Source organism: Pseudomonas sp. GW822-FHT02D10, from assembly GCF_058802345.1.
This window is the reverse complement of sequence record NZ_JBXAOB010000005.1, coordinates 41,383-58,753: the sequence shown is the minus strand read 5'-3', so window position 1 is coordinate 58,753 and position 17,371 is coordinate 41,383. Positions and strand designations below refer to the sequence as shown.

Sequence of the window (17,371 nt, the reverse complement as noted above, 5' to 3'; positions counted from 1 at the left end):
GCCTAGGGCTTTTTTGGCCAGCTCGGCACTTCATGACGGGCGCCGGTGGGTAATGCCTGAGCCGGCATTTCACCCCACTGGCCCTGGCCTTCGCCGGGGTTCGGTTGTTGGGCTGCGGACGAGTCTGGCGCGGGGTTCTGGCTCGGTGCAGACGGTGGAGTGTCACGACGACGATGACGCAAGGCAAACTCGGCCACTGCATCGATATCGTCCTCGCTGATCACCTCTGCCCCACGCCACGCTGCATGAGCGCGAGCGGCACGCAGCCAGACCAGGTCGGCGCGCAAGCCGTCGACCCCAGCGGCAAAGCAACGCTCGGTGATCTGTACCAGCGCCTGATCGTCCAGAGGAATGCTCGCCAGTGCCGCACGAGCGCGCTGGCAGCGTTCGCGCAATTGCTGCTGCGGGGCTTCCCATTGGGCGCAGAAGCCTTGGGGATCGCTGTCGAAATCCAGCCGGCGCCGGATGATCTGACCGCGTTCAAGCGGCGCCGTGTGACCGCTGAGCGCGACGTTCAGGCCGAAACGGTCGAGCAATTGCGGGCGCAGTTCACCCTCTTCCGGGTTCATGGTGCCGATCAGCACAAAGCGCGCCGAATGCCGATGAGAAATGCCGTCGCGTTCGACCAGGTTGGTGCCGCTGGCCGCGACGTCGAGCAGCAAATCCACCAGATGATCGGGCAGCAGATTCACTTCATCAACATACAACACGCCGCCGTCGGCCTTGGCCAACACTCCCGGAGAAAACTGTGCACGGCCTTCGCCCAGCGCGGCGTCCAGGTCCAGGGTGCCGACCAGTCGCTCTTCGGTTGCGCCCAAGGGTAAGGTGACGAACTGCCCGCTGGCGAGCAAATCCGCCAGGCCACGGGCCAACGTCGACTTGGCCATGCCCCGCGGACCTTCGATCAGCACACCGCCGATTTTCGGGTCGATGGCCGTCAGGCACAACGCCAGTTTCAGGGCATCGGCGCCGACCACGGCGGACAGCGGGAAATGCGGAGTGTCTGTCATCGGGTTGTCTCGTTCTCAAACATCTTCTTCGATATCCAGCAGCAAATTCTCCAACGCCTGCCGATACTCGCCCGGTTCCTGCCACATCCCCCGCTGCTGAGCTTCGAGCATGCGTTCGGTCATGTCGCGCAAGGCGTGCGGATTATGCTGCTGGACGAATTCGCGGGTCGACGGGTCAAGCAAATAAGCGTCGGCCAGCAAGGCGTACTGATGGTCGTCGATCAGCTGCGTGGTGGCGTCGAAAGCGAACAGGTTATCGACGGTGGCCGCCAGTTCAAAAGCGCCTTTGTAGCCGTGCCGCTTGACCCCTTCGATCCACTTCGGGTTGGCTGCCCGGGAGCGGATCACCCGGTTCAGCTCTTCCTTCAGCGTGCGGATCTTCGGCAAGTCCGGCTGACTGTGATCGCCATGGTAGCTCGCCGTCGCTTCGCCGCTGAGGCTTTCGACAGCGGCGAGCATGCCGCCCTGGAACTGGTAATAGTCATTGGAATCGAGCAAGTCATGCTCGCGATTGTCCTGGTTTTGCAGCACCGCCTGAACCTGGCTCAAGCGCTGGGCGAACTGCTCGCGGGCTGCCGTACCCTCATCGGAACCGCCGTAAGCGTAGCCACCCCAATTCAGGTAGACCTCGGCCAGATCCTCGCGGCTTTGCCACAAACGGCCATCGATAGCGCCCTGCACGCCTGCGCCATAAGCACCGGGTTTGGCACCGAAAATCCGCCAACCAGCCTGTCGTGCGGCGGCGTCTTCATCCAGTCCGGACTGGATCAGCGCTTCACGTTCAGCGCGAACCTTGGCCGCCAAGGGGTTCATATCGTCCGGCTCGTCCAACGCGGCAACCGCTTGCACAGCCGCATCGAACAGTCGAATCAGATTGGCGAAGGCATCGCGGAAGAACCCGGAGACGCGCAAGGTCACGTCCACGCGCGGCCGGTCGAGCAGACTCAGCGGCAGGATTTCGAAGTCGTCGACCCGCTGACTGCCCGTCGCCCAGACCGGACGCACGCCCATCAGCGCCATGGCCTGGGCGATATCGTCACCGCCAGTGCGCATGGTCGCCGTGCCCCAGACCGACAACCCGAGCTGACGCAAATGATCGCCGTGATCCTGAAGATGCCGCTCAAGAATCAGGTTCGCCGACTGGAAACCAATGCGCCAGGCGGTGGTGGTCGGCAGGTTGCGCACGTCCACCGAGAAAAAGTTGCGTCCGGTGGGCAGCACGTCGAGGCGCCCGCGACTCGGCGCCCCGCTGGGACCTGCCGGGACAAACCGGCCGCTGAGCGCATCCAGCAAACCGCGCATTTCTGCCGGGCCACAGGCGTCCAGTCGCGGCGCGACCACATCACGCAAGCTGTCGATGATCGCACTGACATCACTCCAACCGGGTTGACTCAACCGCTCGATATCGGTGCTCAGCGCCTGCTCGATCAACTGCGCCGCGAACAGTTCAAGGCGTTCGCGAGTATCGCCAGCGGTGCGCCACGCCTCATCGCTGAGGGTTAGCAGCTCAGCCGGCCTCGGCCCAGACCAAGGATCGGACAACACACAATCCAGCGGATCAAAGCCCAGCGCGAACGCCTTGGCCAAGGCCCGCAACAGACTCGATTGCGCACCGCGACCGTCGCCACGCGGAATGCGCAGCAACGCCAGCAAGGTATCGATGCGCAGCCGACCGCTCGGCGATTCGCCGAACACATGCAGGCCGTCGCGGATCTGCGACTCTTTCAAGTCGCACAAGTAGGTGTCCAGACGCGGCAACCAGATCGCCGCATCCGCGTCGCTGTCGAGCTTCTCGTCCAGCTGCAACTCGCGGTCGATATGGGTTTCGCGCACCAGATTGAGAATGTCACGCTGCAACTCGCGAGCACGCCGAGGATCAAGCAATTGCGCTTCGTAATACTCGTCGGCCAGCAGTTCCAGATTGCGCAACGGGCCGTAGGTTTCGGCGCGGGTCAGTGGCGGCATCAGGTGATCGATGATCACCGCCTGAGTCCGACGTTTGGCCTGCGCGCCCTCTCCCGGGTCGTTGACGATGAACGGATAAATATTCGGCAGCGGCCCGAGCAACGCATCGGGCCAACAGCTTTCAGACAGGCCAACGCCCTTGCCCGGCAACCATTCGAGGTTGCCGTGCTTACCGACGTGAATCACCGCGTGGGCGCCGTACGCCTGACGCAACCAGAAGTAGAACGCCAGATACCCGTGGGGCGGCACCAGGTCCGGATCGTGGTAGACCGCGCTCGGATCGACCTGATAACCGCGCGCCGGCTGAATGCCGACAAAGGTCAGGCCAAACCGCAAGCCGGCAACCATCATGCGTCCGCCACGGAACATCGGGTCGTTCTCGGGTGTTCCCCAGCGCTCCAGCACCGCCGCGCGGTTGGCTTCGGGCAACGCGTTGAACAGCGAGAAATAGTCGTCCAGCGCCAGGCTTTGCTGGCACGGGCGCAGGTCGATGCTCTCCAGGTCATTGCTGACCCCGCCGAGCAACTGCTGAATCAGCGCGGTGCCGCTTTCCGGTAAATCGGCGGGCAATGGATAACCTTCGGCATGCAGCGCCCGCAGGATATTCAACGCCGCTGCCGGCGTGTCGAGGCCAACGCCGTTGCCAATCCGTCCATCGCGGGTCGGGTAGTTGGCGAGGATCAGCGCAACACGTTTTTCAGTATTCGCCACCCGCGCCAGTTCGACCCAGCGCCGCGCCAGTTCAGCGACAAAGTCCATGCGCTCGGGCTGCGGTCGATAGCAGACCACGTCGGACTGACTACGCTCACTGCGCCAGGCCAGGTCCTTGAAGCTGATCGGTCGGCTGATGATCCGCCCATCGAGTTCCGGCAAGGCAATGTGCATCGCCAGATCCCGTGGACCAAGCCCTTGCTCGCTGGCGCGCCAACCGGGTTCGTTGTCCTGGGCGCAGATCGCCTGGATCACCGGAATATTGCGCCGGAATGGCCGCAGGTGCGGTGCTTCGGGGCTGGATTGAGCAAAACCGGTGGTGTTCAGGATCACCGAGGCCTGCACTTCATCCAGCCAATCCTCGACCACCGTCAGGCAGCCGGGTTCTTTCAAGCTGGCCAGCGCAATCGGCAACGGGTTCAACCCCGCAGCCTGCAAGCGCTGGCAGAAAACATCGATGAAGGCAGTATTCGCCGCCTGCAAATGCGAGCGGTAAAACAGCACCGCCGCCACCGGTTGATCAACCTGCCAGTCGGCTTGCCAATCGCTCAGGGTCGCGTGGCTTTTGTCTGGGTGGTAGATCGCGGTACGCGGCAAGGTCTGCGGTTCAGACCAGCGGTAATCGCGCCCCAACCAACGACTGGCCAGACAGCGATACAAATCCAGCGCATTGCCCATGCCGCCCTGACGCAGGAAATGCCAAAGCCGTTCGCGGTCTTCGACAGGCACGGTGCTCAGGTCGCTGAGTTCCGGGTCGGGACGGTCATCGCCCGGCACCAAAATCAACTGGACGCCGCGTTGCGACAACTCCACCAGACGTTCGATACCGTAGCGCCAATAAGCGATCCCGCCGTGCAGCGAGATCAGAATCACCTTGGCGTGGCGCAGCACTTCGTCGACATACAAATCGACCGAGGCGTGATTCTGCACCTGCATCGGGTTGGCCAGGCGCAGGCTCGGGTAGTCCTCGGGCAACTGCTGCGCCGCTTCGGCGAGCAGCGCCAGGCTGGAGTCGCCGCTGCACAGAATCACCAGCTCGGCGGGGGTTTGGCCAAGGTCGGCAATGTTGTCATCCGAGACGAAACCGCCGGGCTGGGTCCTGAGCAGGTGCATGGATTAAACGCTGAGCGCGGCGCGCAATTGCGCTTCGAGCAAGGTCGCGTCCAGTTGCTGGCCGATCAGCACCAGACGTGTGCTGCGCGTTTCGTCTGCGGCCCATTGACGGTCGAAATGCTTGTCGAAACGTGTGCCCACGCCCTGGATCAGCAAGCGCATCGGCTTGTTCGGGATCGCGGCGAAACCCTTGACCCGCAGGATGCCGTGCTGGACCACCAATTGGGTCAGGGCGTCGAGTAACAGGCTTTCGTCGGCTTGCGGCAGTTCAATAGAGATCGAGTCGAAAGCGTCGTGGTCGTCACCGTCGTGGTGGTGATCGTGATGGCTGTGACGGCTGTCGATGTGTTCTTCAGAGCCGGCACCCAGGCCGATCAACACGTCCAGCGGCAGACGACCGCTGCTGGCTTCGATGATTTTCACCGCTGGCGGCAGTTCTTCTGCGACTTCCAGGCGCACTTTGGCCAGATCCGCCGGGCTGATCAGGTCGGCTTTGTTGAGGATGACCAGGTCAGCGCTGGCCAGTTGGTCGGCGAACAGTTCGTGCAGTGGCGATTCGTGGTCCAGGTTCGGGTCGAGTTTGCGCTGGGCGTCGACCTGGTCCGGGAACGCGGCGAAGGTGCCGGCGGCCACGGCCGGGCTGTCGACCACGGTGATCACTGCGTCCACAGTGCAGGCGCTGCGGATTTCCGGCCACTGGAAGGCTTGAACCAACGGTTTCGGCAGGGCCAGGCCGGAGGTTTCGATGAGGATGTGATCGAGGTCAGCGCGACGGGCGACCAGTTCACGCATGACCGGGAAGAACTCTTCCTGAACCGTGCAGCACAGGCAGCCGTTGGCCAGCTCATAAACGCGGCCATTGGCTTCCTCTTCAGTGCAACCGATGGAGCATTGCTTGAGGATTTCGCCATCGATGCCCAGCTCGCCGAACTCGTTGACGATCACCGCGATGCGCCGGCCCTGGGCATTATCGAGCATGTGCCGCAGCAAGGTGGTTTTGCCCGAACCGAGGAAGCCGGTAACGATGGTGACAGGAAGTTTGGCCAGTGTTTTCATCGGATGCCCTTTGGCAAGGTGGCGGGCATACGGGACGACAACCGGCAACGCGCACGCGCATGCCTGAAGAGTTCGCCACCGGATCACCCCGCCCGGTTGAAAGTGAGAATCTGTGTCGAGGCAGGTCTCCTGGCTGACGGTGGGCCGGTCTTTCGACTGGCGGCTTCTGCACCTTCCCGCAGCTCTGGGTAGAGCCAGCAGTGGCATGGCAGAAACAGCACCGTTCACAGTTGCGGGGGCAGCCGCGGCATTGACCGCGTTCCCGTCTTAGCTTCGGCGCACGCGCCAAAGAACCTCGAAAGCGCAAGGCTACGCATCGCATCGGGGCGGGTCAATGTTCACCTGAGTGGTGTAGCGGCTGTGATGACGCCATTGCGAGCAAGCTCGCTCCCACATTGGAACGCGATCAACTGTGGGAGCGAGCTTGCTCGCGATGGGCGGCGCCTCGGTATCGCGTTGAGAACGCTTGCCAATTGACGCGTATCCCCGGCCCATGCTCTCCTACACGCCTTGTTACGGGTGCCCTTCACAGGGTGAAACGGGAAATCGGTGAATCATGTGCTTTACTCAAAAGCCATGTCAGTCCGGTGCTGCCCCCGCAACGGTAAGCGAGCGAAGAGTCAGATCCACTGTGCCAACAGTTCGGCATGGGAAGGTGACTCTTGCAGGTTCGGCGAATGCCAGCCCCTCGTGAGCCCGGAGACCGGCCCGCAACACATCAATAACAAACCCGCGGTGGGCGGGCGCTGTTTTAGCCTCTGCGTGCCTGGCTCGCAGGGGTTTTCATGCGCTCGATTCACCCCTGACTGACCAGAGGGAAGCGCCATGTCGATCATTATCAGCAACACTCGCCACGCCACCGCCAGCACCACGTCCACCCTGAGCCAACGCCTCGTTGCCGCTATCGGCGCATCGATTCTGGGCGCAAGCCTTGTGTATTTCGCCGGCTTCTCGCACATCGACGCGGTGCACAACGCCGCCCACGATACCCGTCACAGCTCTGCCTTCCCGTGCCATTGAGACCTGCTGACATGATCAAGCGTATAGCGCAAACCGCAGGTTTCACCGGCTTGCTGGCCGCCCTGCTGCTGACCCTGTTGCAAAGCTTTTGGGTCGCGCCGCTGATTCTTCAGGCGGAAACCTACGAAAAAGCCCCGGCGGCTGAAGTCCATGAACATGCCGAAGGCGCTATGGCGGGCCACACCCATGATGCAGAGGCCTGGGAGCCGGAAGACGGCTGGCAGCGCGTGCTGTCGACCACCGGCGGTAACCTGGTGGTGGCCGTCGGTTTTGCGCTGATGCTCGCCGGTCTCTACACCCTGCGCGCACCGAGCCGCACCTCTCAGGGCCTGCTCTGGGGGCTGGCCGGTTATGCAACCTTCGTTCTGGCACCGACCCTGGGCCTGCCGCCGGAACTGCCGGGGACTGCCGCCGCTGATCTGGCACAACGGCAGATCTGGTGGATCAGCACGGCAGCGTCCACCGCCGTGGGTATCGCCCTGCTCGTGTTCGCCCGGCACTGGCTGCTGAAGGTGCTCGGTGTCGCCATTCTGGCCGTACCGCACATCATCGGCGCGCCACAACCTGAAGTGCATTCGATGCTGGCCCCAGAAGCCCTCGAAGCGCAGTTCAAAATCGCTTCGCAGTTGACCAACGTTGCGTTCTGGCTGGCCCTGGGCCTGATCAGCGCGTGGTTGTTCCGCCGCAAAAGCGCAGGTCAATACCACGCATGAGTGAAACGGGCGCAGCGCCGACCCTGGTGATTGGCCTGGGCTGCCAGCGCGGCTGCCCGGCCAGCACGCTGCGCGCGTTGCTCGACCAGGCCTTGCAGATGCATCAGATTGACCTTCAAGCGGTCCGGGCCCTGGCCAGTATCGACCTGAAACGTGATGAGCCCGGCCTGATCGAGTTGGCGGCGCAACTGGCGCTGCCGTTGATGTGTTTCAGCAGTGAACAACTGGCCGGCTATCAACCACAACTCAGCCATCACTCGCAGATCGCCTTCGAGCGCACCGGTTGCTATGGCGTTGCCGAAAGTGCGGCACTGGCCCTCGCCGAACAACTGGCCCAGGCGCCGGCAAAATTGCTGATCCCGCGACAAAAATATGCCCAGGCGACGTTTGCATTGGCCGGCGCTGCGTAAAATCCCCGACAATCCCCGCCTTCGATCATGAGCAATCTTCATCTCAAGCCTTGCCTTGACCATTTTTCACAGGAGCCGGCCATGACCGTCTACTTCATTGGCGCAGGTCCCGGCGACCCGGAACTGATTACCGTCAAGGGCCAGCGGCTGATCCGCAGCTGCCCGGTAATCATTTACGCCGGCTCGCTGGTGCCTGCAGCCGTACTGGAAGGCCATCAGGCTGAACAGGTGGTCAACAGCGCCGAATTGCATCTGGAACAGATCATCGAGCTGATCAAAGTCGCCCACGACAAAGGCCAGGATGTGGCGCGGGTGCATTCTGGCGATCCGAGCCTGTATGGGGCGATCGGTGAGCAGATTCGTTACCTGCGCGAGCTCGACATCCCGTTTGAAATCATCCCCGGCGTCACCGCCACGGCGGCCTGCGCGGCGCTGTTGGGCGCCGAGTTGACGCTGCCGGACATCTCACAAAGCGTCATCCTCACCCGCTACGCCGACAAAACCGCGATGCCGCCGGGCGAAGCGTTCAGTAGCCTGGCCCAGCATGGCGCGACCATGGCGATTCATCTGGGGGTCAATCACCTGGAGAAAATTGTCGCTGAACTGCTGCCGCATTACGGCGCGGACTGCCCGATTGCGGTGGTTCACCGGGCCAGCTGGCCGGATCAGGATTGGGTGCTGGGGACGCTGACAGATATCGCCGAGAAGGTTCAGGCCAAGGGATTTCGGCGTACGGCGCTGATTCTGGTGGGACGGGTGTTGGGTAGTGACGCCTTTAGCGAGTCATCGCTGTATCGCGCAGGGCATGCGCATTTGTATCGTTCTTAGGTCCTCTTCGCGAGCAAGCTCGCTCCCACAGTAGATCTTCAGTGAGCACAGGACTTGTGTACGACCAGAATCAAGGTGGGAGCGAGCTTGCTCCGGGCGGCGATCCGACGATGGCGCCAGCGAATTACACCCATAAAAAACGGCGCTCACGGGGCGCCGTTTTTTCATTTCGCAGCGAACACCTTAGTAGTAGGCGTTTTCTTTCTGCGTGTGGTCGGTCACATCACGTACACCCTTGAGCTCGGGAATACGCTCGAGCAGTGTGCGCTCGATACCTTCCTTCAAGGTCACGTCAGCCTGGCCGCAGCCCTGGCAACCGCCACCGAACTTCAACACGGCGATGCCGTCTTCAACCACATCGATCAGGCTGACCTGACCGCCGTGGCTGGCCAGCCCCGGGTTGATTTCGGTTTGCAGGTAATAGTTGATGCGCTCGTTGACCGGGCTGTCGGCGTTGACCATCGGTACTTTGGCGTTTGGCGCCTTGATGGTCAGCTGGCCGCCCATGCGGTCAGTGGCGTAGTCGACCACGGCATCGTCCAGGAACGCTTCGCTGAACGAGTCGATGTAAGCGGTGAAGCTTTTGAGCCCCAGCGCTGTGTCTTCAGGTTTTTCTTCGCCCGGCTTGCAATAGGCAATGCAGGTTTCGGCGTATTGAGTGCCAGGCTGGGTGATAAAGACCCGAATGCCGATCCCCGGGGTGTTCTGCTTGGAAAGCAGATCAGCCAGATAATCGTGGGCGGCGTCGGTAATGGTAATGGCGGTCATGGAAATTCCTCGCAGGCTTGGGCGCAGTTTACGCCAATCATCGCGCCGGACAAAGTCCCAGTATTTTTGTCGGGAAAGATCCGGTCACCGCAAGGGCGATCGGCCAGTCGATCACAGGTTTTCGTAGCGATTCATGTCCAGTACGCCCTCTTCCACCGGATCGGTTTCGCGGATGTAGCGGCTTAAATCATGGAAATACTGCCAGAACTGCGGATGACTGCGGCGAATGCCCCAGCGCTCGACGATTTTCTCGAAACCCTGGGCATCCTTGGCATTCTCCATCTCAGCGACAAACGCCGGCACTTGTTCAGCCGGGATGTTGAACATGAAGTTCGGGTAGCTGCTGATCACGCCGGGATAAATGGTCACCGTGTCCAGCCCCGGCTGATAGCGCAGTGCCTCGCCGAGCAGGAACGCCACGTTGCTGTGGGCACGGTTGCGCAGCAGGCTGTAAACCTCACGCTTGCCGCTGCGACTTTCGATGCGCAGCATCGTCGCTTCCGGCAACTGATCGATCACCTTGAGCCCGGCCGCCGGGCGTGCGGTCAGGCGGCTCAACGCCTGCTCGGCATTCTGCAAGGCCGGATCGATATTGGGCCGTGAGCAATAGGCGTCGTCGCAACGGTTGATCGGATCAGGCCTGGCGTTCAGCTCACCGTAACGCATCAGTAATTGCTGGGCGAAGTCGCGTTTCGGGTCTTTTTCGTCGAGCTTCAACGCGGTCGGTTTGTCATTGTCGATGCTTTCGTAATCCAGCCACATTTTGATTTTGCCGCTGCTCTGGTACCAGTCGTCCAGATACCCATCGCGTGAATCGGCCGGCATCAGGCGCAGGAAATTCTGCTCGGCGCCGTTACGGATCAAGTCGAAATACAGTCGGGTCTGCGCCTGATGGGAAACGTTGCCGAACACGTCGAAGTTGACCGCCAGCTGATAATAGGTGCGCTCCAGCAACGGAAAGTCGAACAACCACATGGTCTGCGGCACTTCACCGATCAGCCCCTTGTTCACTGAAGCACTGTCAAAATGCCGAAAGATGCTCAGCAAGGCGTTGTCATTACCGGCCCACAAGGTCGACCAACTCGGCGCTGGCGCATCGGCGTAGGTGTCACGACGCAAGGCTTCGTACTCGTTACGCTTGTCGCGGTAGGCATGCCACAGGCTCAACACACTGCCGACATCGTCATTCTGACCGGGCATGGCCAGCAACGGCGTGGCCTTGCCGCGATAACTCGGGTCGGTGATGTACAGGTCGTGCTCCGGCGCCTGGAAGAACGCCCAGAAGTTGTCGCGGATCACATCGGTGGCGATCTGCCCGCGACAGACCGGGCCGCGGATAAAAGTGCGCACGAAGTACTCGGCGTTATCGAGCATGAACTGATAACGCGCCTGGGCCGGAATCGCCTGGAAAGTTTCGAACGGGTTGGCACGACGTTCCGGGCCATAACCCGGCAAGGCGTGGACCTGCCAGTTGCCGTTGTAGAACAGGGTTTTGATCCGGGCCATTTTCGCCGGGCTCAGCGGATAGGTGATGTGCGTCTTGTGCACGATCACCCCTTGCACCGGCCACAAGCGGTAATACACCTCGGTGCCCGGATCGTCGTTCGGGCGGCGGCTGTTGATCAGGTCGATTGGCTGGCCCGTCGGTGTGCGCGAACGCACCCACTGGAAGAAGTGCCCCGGCTCGCCGTCCTTGAAGTAGAGATGAGCGAGAAACCAGTGCTCGAATAACCAGCGTGCTACCAGACTTTCACGGGCACCCGGTGCGTTGAGCAGGTTTTCCCACTGCACCACCTGCAAGGCTTCCCTGGCGCTGGGGACCAGGCCCTGCTGGTCGATTGGCGCACCAGAGGCCAGCCAGCGTTGCAGCGTCTGGTACTGCTGATCGGTCAGCCCGGTCACCGCCAGCGGCATCCCTTCTTTCGGATGGGCGCTGGCATAGGTCTCGAACTCCCCTGGCATCGGGCACATGTTCTCGCGATTGAGCCCAAGCACAATCTCTTCCGGCAGCTTGGCATTGGGTTGCAGCGGGGTTCTGTGTCCCAGCTCCAGCATGCGCGCCATCAGCGCAGCCTGACTGCCCTGGGCATCGAGTACCGAGTAGAAGTCCTTGCGTTGCCAGGCCGCTTTGCCAAAAGCGTCATAGAACAGCCGTGTCGGCTCCGACGCCTGGCTGCGATCACCGGCGTAGACCGGGATCTTGTTCGCGCCACGCGCCGCCCCCTCGCCACTGCCCAGGTTGAGCTGACAGGCGGCGTCATTACAGGCATGGCAGGCCACGCATTTTTCAGTGAAGATCGGCTGAATGTCGCGGGTATAGGAGATCGTCGGCGCCGTGCCTTGTGCTGTGGCGGCACTGTTTATAAGCAGCACAAAGAGGCTGATGAAAACGCGATACGACATATCCCTGGTCCCGATCATGAAAAAACGTCGCGATTCTACCGGTCTGGTCCGGTCACCAACATGAGTGATATTCATGCAAAAGCAGCTCATACTCTAAAAGCGCACAGGTTTGCTATGATGCTGGCCCTTCGTAACGGCCTTACCAGGTAGTCCTAATGTCCGATCGCAGTGCTCGCCTACACGTCCTCAAGCAAGCCCTCAAAGAGCGCATCCTGATTCTCGATGGCGGCATGGGCACAATGATCCAGAGCTTCAAGCTCGAGGAGCAGGACTACCGTGGCAAACGCTTTGCCGACTGGCCAAGCGACGTCAAGGGTAATAACGACTTGCTGGTACTGAGCCGCCCGGACGTGATCGGGGCGATCGAGAAGCAATACCTGGATGCCGGCGCCGACATTCTGGAAACCAACACCTTCAACGCCACTCAGGTATCTCAGGCCGACTATGGCATGCAGGGCCTGGCGTATGAGTTAAACGTAGAAGGCGCACGCCTTGCACGCAAGGTGGCGGACGCCAAGACCCTCGAAACCCCGGACAAACCACGTTTTGTCGCCGGTGTCCTGGGCCCGACCAGCCGCACCTGCTCGCTGTCGCCGGACGTGAACAATCCTGGCTACCGCAACGTGACCTTCGATGAACTGGTGGAAAACTACACCGAGGCCACCAAAGGCCTGATCGAAGGTGGCGCCGACCTGATCCTGATCGAAACCATTTTCGACACCCTGAACGCCAAAGCCGCGATCTTCGCCGTGCAGGGCGTGTTCGAGGAAGTCGGTTTCGAGCTGCCGATCATGATTTCCGGGACCATCACCGATGCCTCCGGCCGCACCCTGTCCGGCCAGACCACGGAAGCCTTCTGGAACTCCATCGCCCACGCCAAGCCGATTTCCGTCGGACTGAACTGCGCCCTCGGCGCCCGCGAGCTGCGTCCGTACCTGGAAGAACTGTCGAACAAGGCCGGCACCTACGTTTCGGCGCACCCGAACGCTGGCCTGCCGAACGAATTCGGTGAATACGATGAGCTGCCGGTGGAAACCGCCAAGGTCATCGAAGAGTTCGCCCAAAGCGGTTTCCTGAACATCGTCGGCGGCTGCTGCGGTACCACGCCAGGGCACATCGAAGCCATCGCCAAAGCGGTCGCCGGCTATGCGCCGAGGCAGATTCCGGACATCCCCAAGGCGTGCCGCCTGTCGGGCCTGGAGCCGTTCACCATCGATCGCAGCTCGTTGTTCGTCAACGTCGGCGAGCGGACCAACATCACCGGCTCCGCCAAGTTCGCCCGGCTGATCCGTGAAGACAACTACACCGAAGCCCTGGAAGTCGCCCTGCAACAGGTCGAAGCCGGCGCACAGGTGATCGACATCAACATGGACGAGGGCATGCTCGATTCGAAGAAGGCCATGGTGACCTTCCTCAATCTGATCGCCGGCGAGCCGGACATCTCCCGCGTGCCGATCATGATCGACTCGTCGAAATGGGAAGTCATCGAAGCCGGCCTCAAGTGCATCCAGGGCAAGGGCATCGTCAACTCCATCAGCATGAAGGAAGGCGTCGAGCAGTTCATTCACCACGCCAGACTGTGCAAGCGCTATGGCGCTGCCGTGGTGGTGATGGCCTTCGACGAAGCCGGCCAGGCCGACACCGAAGCGCGCAAGAAAGAAATCTGCAAACGCTCCTATGACATTCTGGTCAACGAAGTCGACTTCCCGCCAGAAGACATCATCTTCGACCCGAACATCTTCGCCGTCGCCACCGGCATCGAAGAGCACAACAACTACGCAGTCGACTTCATCAACGCCTGCGCCTATATCCGTGACGAACTGCCCTACGCGCTGACTTCGGGTGGCGTGTCCAACGTGTCGTTCTCGTTCCGTGGCAACAACCCGGTGCGTGAAGCGATCCACTCGGTGTTCCTGCTGTATGCGATCCGCAACGGCCTGACCATGGGTATCGTCAACGCCGGCCAGCTGGAGATCTACGACCAGATCCCGGCTGAATTGCGCGATGCGGTCGAAGACGTGGTGCTCAACCGCACCCCGAACGGCACCGACGCCCTCCTCGCTATCGCCGACAAGTACAAAGGCGATGGCAGCGTCAAGGAAGCCGAGACCGAAGAGTGGCGCAGCTGGGACGTCAACAAGCGTCTGGAGCACGCGCTGGTCAAAGGCATCACTACGCACATTGTGGAAGACACCGAAGAATCCCGGCAGTCCTTCGCCCGCCCGATCGAGGTCATCGAAGGCCCGCTGATGTCCGGCATGAACATCGTTGGCGACCTGTTTGGCGCCGGCAAGATGTTCCTGCCGCAGGTGGTGAAATCCGCCCGCGTGATGAAGCAGGCAGTTGCGCACCTGATCCCGTTCATCGAACTGGAAAAAGGCGACAAACCGGAAGCCAAGGGCAAGATCCTGATGGCCACGGTCAAGGGCGACGTGCACGACATCGGCAAGAACATCGTTGGCGTGGTGCTCGGCTGTAACGGCTACGACATCGTCGACCTCGGCGTGATGGTCCCGGCAGAAAAAATCCTGCAAGTGGCCAAAGAGCAGAAGTGCGACATCATCGGCCTGTCCGGTTTGATCACGCCTTCGCTGGACGAGATGGTCCACGTGGCCCGCGAAATGCAGCGCCAGGATTTCCATCTGCCGCTGATGATCGGTGGCGCGACCACCTCCAAGGCTCACACGGCGGTGAAAATCGAACCCAAGTACAGCAACGACGCGGTGGTCTACGTCACCGACGCTTCGCGCGCAGTCGGCGTGGCGACCCAGTTGCTGTCCAAGGAATTGAAGGCCGGTTTCGTCGAAAGAACCCGCGAAGAATACATCGAAGTCCGCGAGCGTACGGCTAACCGCAGTGCCCGCACCGAGCGCTTGAGCTACCCGGCGGCGATCGCCAAGAAGCCGCAGTTCGACTGGAGCAGCTATGCGCCGGTCAAGCCGACTTTCACTGGCGCCAAGGTGCTGGACAACATCGATTTGAAGGTGCTGGCCGAGTACATCGACTGGACGCCGTTCTTCATCTCCTGGGACCTGGCCGGGAAGTTCCCGCGCATCCTCCAGGACGAAGTGGTCGGTGAAGCCGCCACCGCGCTGTACGCCGACGCTCAGGAAATGCTCGCCAAACTGATCGACGAGAAGCTCATCAGCGCCCGTGCGGTGTTTGGTTTCTGGCCGGCCAATCAGGTGCACGACGACGACCTGGAAGTCTATGGCGACGACGGCAAGCCGTTGGCCCGCTTGCATCACCTGCGCCAGCAGATCATCAAGACCGACGGCAAGCCGAACTTCTCCCTGGCCGACTTCGTCGCACCGAAAGACAGCGGCATTACCGACTATGTCGGCGGTTTTATCACCACCGCCGGGATCGGCGCCGAAGAAGTCGCCAAGGCCTATCAGGACGCTGGCGACGACTACAACTCGATCATGGTCAAGGCGCTGGCCGACCGTCTGGCCGAGGCCTGTGCCGAGTGGCTGCACCAGCAGGTTCGTAAGAACTACTGGGGTTATGCCAAGGACGAGACCCTCGACAACGAGGCGCTGATCAAAGAGCAATACACCGGCATCCGCCCTGCCCCCGGCTACCCGGCCTGCCCGGACCACACCGAGAAAGGCACGCTGTTCGCGCTGCTGGATCCTGAGGCCAGCGAAATGCACGCCGGTCGCAGCGGGGTGTTCCTCACCGAGCACTACGCGATGTTCCCGGCGGCCGCCGTCAGCGGTTGGTACTTCGCCCATCCGCAGGCGCAGTACTTTGCCGTGGGCAAAGTCGACAAGGATCAGGTGCAGAGCTACACCGCGCGTAAAGGCCAGGAGTTGAGTGTGAGCGAACGCTGGTTGGCGCCGAACCTGGGTTACGACAACTAAGATCAAAAGATCGCAGCCTGCGGCAGCTCCTACACGGTCATGTGTACACCCGTAGGAGCTGCCGCAGGCTGCGATCTTTTTTGGCCCCGATTGTCTATGCTCTGGTGACACACACCGGTGACGAGGGATTTATGGACGATCCAGACAACAATAAACCACCCAGCTTCTGGCAAATGCTGCACAGCGTGGTGGCGGCGGCATTCGGCGTGCAGAGCGGGAAGAACCGTGCCCGCGACTTCACACACGGCAAGCCCAGCCATTTTGTGGTGCTCGGCATTCTGTTCACGGCAGTCTTTGCGCTGACGCTGTTTGGTATCGTAAAACTGGTCCTGCATCTGGCTGGGGTTTAGCCTGACGTCAGTGCATCAGTGCATCAGTGCATCAGTGCTTGCAGGCTGAACGGATAGCGATAACTCAGCGGACGATCCTTGGCAGAAAGGCTGCGGAAGTTCACGCCGTAGTTCTGCGTGGCACCGATGGCCAACAATCGCCTGGCCTGCGCCCGGTCAATCAACTGCAACAGCGGGACTTGTCGGTCACGTCCACCATATCGATCGACGTGGACGCCCTGATCATAGTCATGCAACTCCACCAGCGCCCAACCGCCCAGACTGAAATGCCCGCCCAGTAATACGCTGAGACGACCGTCAAGCAGCGCCTGCAAGGCTGCCGGAGAGGTATTGACGGCGCTGAACAGCGCGCCTTTGCCCGGCTTGCCACCCGCCTCTTGATAAGCCTGCATCGCCCCGAATGCCATTTCATCGTTGGCCGCCCAGATCAGCGACGTCTTCGGATAGCGCTTGAACAGCAACGTCGCCTGCTCATGGACGCGCTGACGGCTCCAGGCGCCGTACACCAGCTGCCGCAAATGCACCTCAGGGTGCTCGCGCAACGCCCGCATCAGACCCTTTTCACGCAACTGCGAGGCCGGCGTGATTTTCAAACCGGCAAACGCCAGCAACTCAAGTTTCTGGCCTGGGGCAACGGGGGGATGCAGGCGGATCAACTCCTTGAGCATCAGGTAACCGCCCTCCTCATCGTTGGGCACCAGGCTACCGAGCCAATTGGGGTACTTCTCCTCGCGGTTGCCTAGCAACGCCAGTTGATCGGCGTTTAGCGCGCTATTGACGATAAACAGCTTCACGCCGCTGCCCTCGGACAGCCGCAAAATTTCCGGCGCAACATATTGCTCGTTGGCGAACACCAGATAGTCCGGCCGATTTGGCCCTTGCAGGGCTTCACGAGCCTGTTTGATCGTGGTTTCAGGCACGCGCTCGGAATACTGTATCTGCAGGTCCATGCCCAGATCCCGGGCGGCGGCCTGCATGAATTGCGAATAACTGAGCCAAAAGGTTTCTGCAGAAGTTCCGGGGCTCAGGAACAGCACCGACGCCGCTTGAGCGCCCGATCCATAGACCGTGCAAATCGTCAGTAACACCCCACAGAAAAACTTGAGCATTGAGTATCCGAGCCCCGGAAATTAGCGCGCATTATAGCCGGCGAAATGC

The 17,371-nt window shown here is 61.2% G+C and carries 12 protein-coding genes and 2 riboswitches; of the genes, 6 read left to right on the top strand and 6 right to left on the bottom strand.

Annotated elements, in window-relative coordinates; all coding sequences use genetic code 11:
• Window positions 1-2: 2 nt before the first annotated feature.
• From AC1RPZ_RS10055 to cobW, 3 genes are read right to left on the bottom strand one after another with little or no spacing between them, the layout of a single operon-like run.
• Window positions 3-1,010: a magnesium chelatase ATPase subunit I gene (locus AC1RPZ_RS10055; RefSeq protein WP_493136890.1), complete on the bottom strand. Its 1,008-nt coding sequence runs from the start codon at window positions 1,008-1,010 to the stop codon at window positions 3-5.
• A 15-nt stretch (window positions 1,011-1,025) separates the two neighbouring features.
• On the bottom strand, window positions 1,026-4,799 hold the full coding sequence (gene cobN, locus AC1RPZ_RS10050) for a cobaltochelatase subunit CobN (RefSeq protein WP_493136889.1): 3,774 nt from the start codon (window positions 4,797-4,799) through the stop codon (window positions 1,026-1,028).
• Window positions 4,800-4,802: 3 nt separating this feature from the next.
• The gene (gene cobW / locus AC1RPZ_RS10045) at window positions 4,803-5,855 is read right to left on the bottom strand and encodes a cobalamin biosynthesis protein CobW (protein ID WP_493136888.1); all 1,053 of its coding nucleotides are present in this window, start codon (window positions 5,853-5,855) and stop codon (window positions 4,803-4,805) included.
• Window positions 5,856-5,957: 102 nt separating this feature from the next.
• A riboswitch (cobalamin riboswitch) is annotated at window positions 5,958-6,168 on the bottom strand.
• A 187-nt stretch (window positions 6,169-6,355) separates the two neighbouring features.
• A riboswitch (cobalamin riboswitch) is annotated at window positions 6,356-6,581 on the top strand.
• A gap of 99 nt (window positions 6,582-6,680) precedes the next feature.
• Here cobW and AC1RPZ_RS10040 point away from each other — a divergent pair.
• The 4 genes from AC1RPZ_RS10040 (at window position 6,681) to cobM (ending at window position 8,826) form a co-directional block, all read left to right on the top strand.
• Window positions 6,681-6,875, top strand: coding sequence for a CbtB domain-containing protein (locus tag AC1RPZ_RS10040; protein ID WP_493136887.1), 195 nt, complete (start codon window positions 6,681-6,683; stop codon window positions 6,873-6,875).
• An 11-nt stretch (window positions 6,876-6,886) separates the two neighbouring features.
• Window positions 6,887-7,588 (top strand): CbtA family protein, encoded by a 702-nt coding sequence (locus AC1RPZ_RS10035; protein WP_493136886.1) that lies wholly within the window; start codon window positions 6,887-6,889, stop codon window positions 7,586-7,588.
• Window positions 7,585-7,998, top strand: coding sequence for a cobalamin biosynthesis protein (locus AC1RPZ_RS10030; protein ID WP_493136885.1), 414 nt, complete (start codon window positions 7,585-7,587; stop codon window positions 7,996-7,998). The genes AC1RPZ_RS10035 and AC1RPZ_RS10030 overlap by 4 nt, the downstream gene beginning before the upstream one ends.
• Window positions 7,999-8,079: 81 nt before the next feature.
• Window positions 8,080-8,826 (top strand): precorrin-4 C(11)-methyltransferase, encoded by a 747-nt coding sequence (cobM, locus tag AC1RPZ_RS10025; RefSeq protein WP_493136884.1) that lies wholly within the window; start codon window positions 8,080-8,082, stop codon window positions 8,824-8,826.
• 183 nt (window positions 8,827-9,009) lie between these two features.
• On the opposite strand, the gene nfuA is transcribed toward cobM, so the two are convergent.
• Together nfuA and AC1RPZ_RS10015 are read right to left on the bottom strand one after the other, a co-directional pair.
• Window positions 9,010-9,594: a Fe-S biogenesis protein NfuA gene (nfuA, locus tag AC1RPZ_RS10020; protein WP_007946504.1), complete on the bottom strand. Its 585-nt coding sequence runs from the start codon at window positions 9,592-9,594 to the stop codon at window positions 9,010-9,012.
• A 111-nt stretch (window positions 9,595-9,705) separates the two neighbouring features.
• Window positions 9,706-11,997: a fatty acid cis/trans isomerase gene (locus AC1RPZ_RS10015; protein ID WP_493136883.1), complete on the bottom strand. Its 2,292-nt coding sequence runs from the start codon at window positions 11,995-11,997 to the stop codon at window positions 9,706-9,708.
• Between the two features lie 155 nt (window positions 11,998-12,152).
• On the opposite strand from AC1RPZ_RS10015, the gene metH reads away from it, so the two are divergent.
• A complete protein-coding gene (gene metH, locus AC1RPZ_RS10010) occupies window positions 12,153-15,863 on the top strand; it encodes a methionine synthase (RefSeq protein WP_493136882.1) in 3,711 nt (1,236 codons plus the stop codon).
• 131 nt (window positions 15,864-15,994) lie between these two features.
• Window positions 15,995-16,213 carry a DUF2970 domain-containing protein gene (locus AC1RPZ_RS10005; protein ID WP_493136881.1) on the top strand — a complete coding sequence of 73 codons (219 nt, stop codon included), beginning with the start codon at window positions 15,995-15,997 and terminating at the stop codon, window positions 16,211-16,213.
• Window positions 16,214-16,236: 23 nt separating this feature from the next.
• On the opposite strand, the gene AC1RPZ_RS10000 is transcribed toward AC1RPZ_RS10005, so the two are convergent.
• The gene (locus AC1RPZ_RS10000) at window positions 16,237-17,322 is read right to left on the bottom strand and encodes an ABC transporter substrate-binding protein (RefSeq protein WP_493136880.1); all 1,086 of its coding nucleotides are present in this window, start codon (window positions 17,320-17,322) and stop codon (window positions 16,237-16,239) included.
• Window positions 17,323-17,371 lie beyond the last annotated feature (49 nt).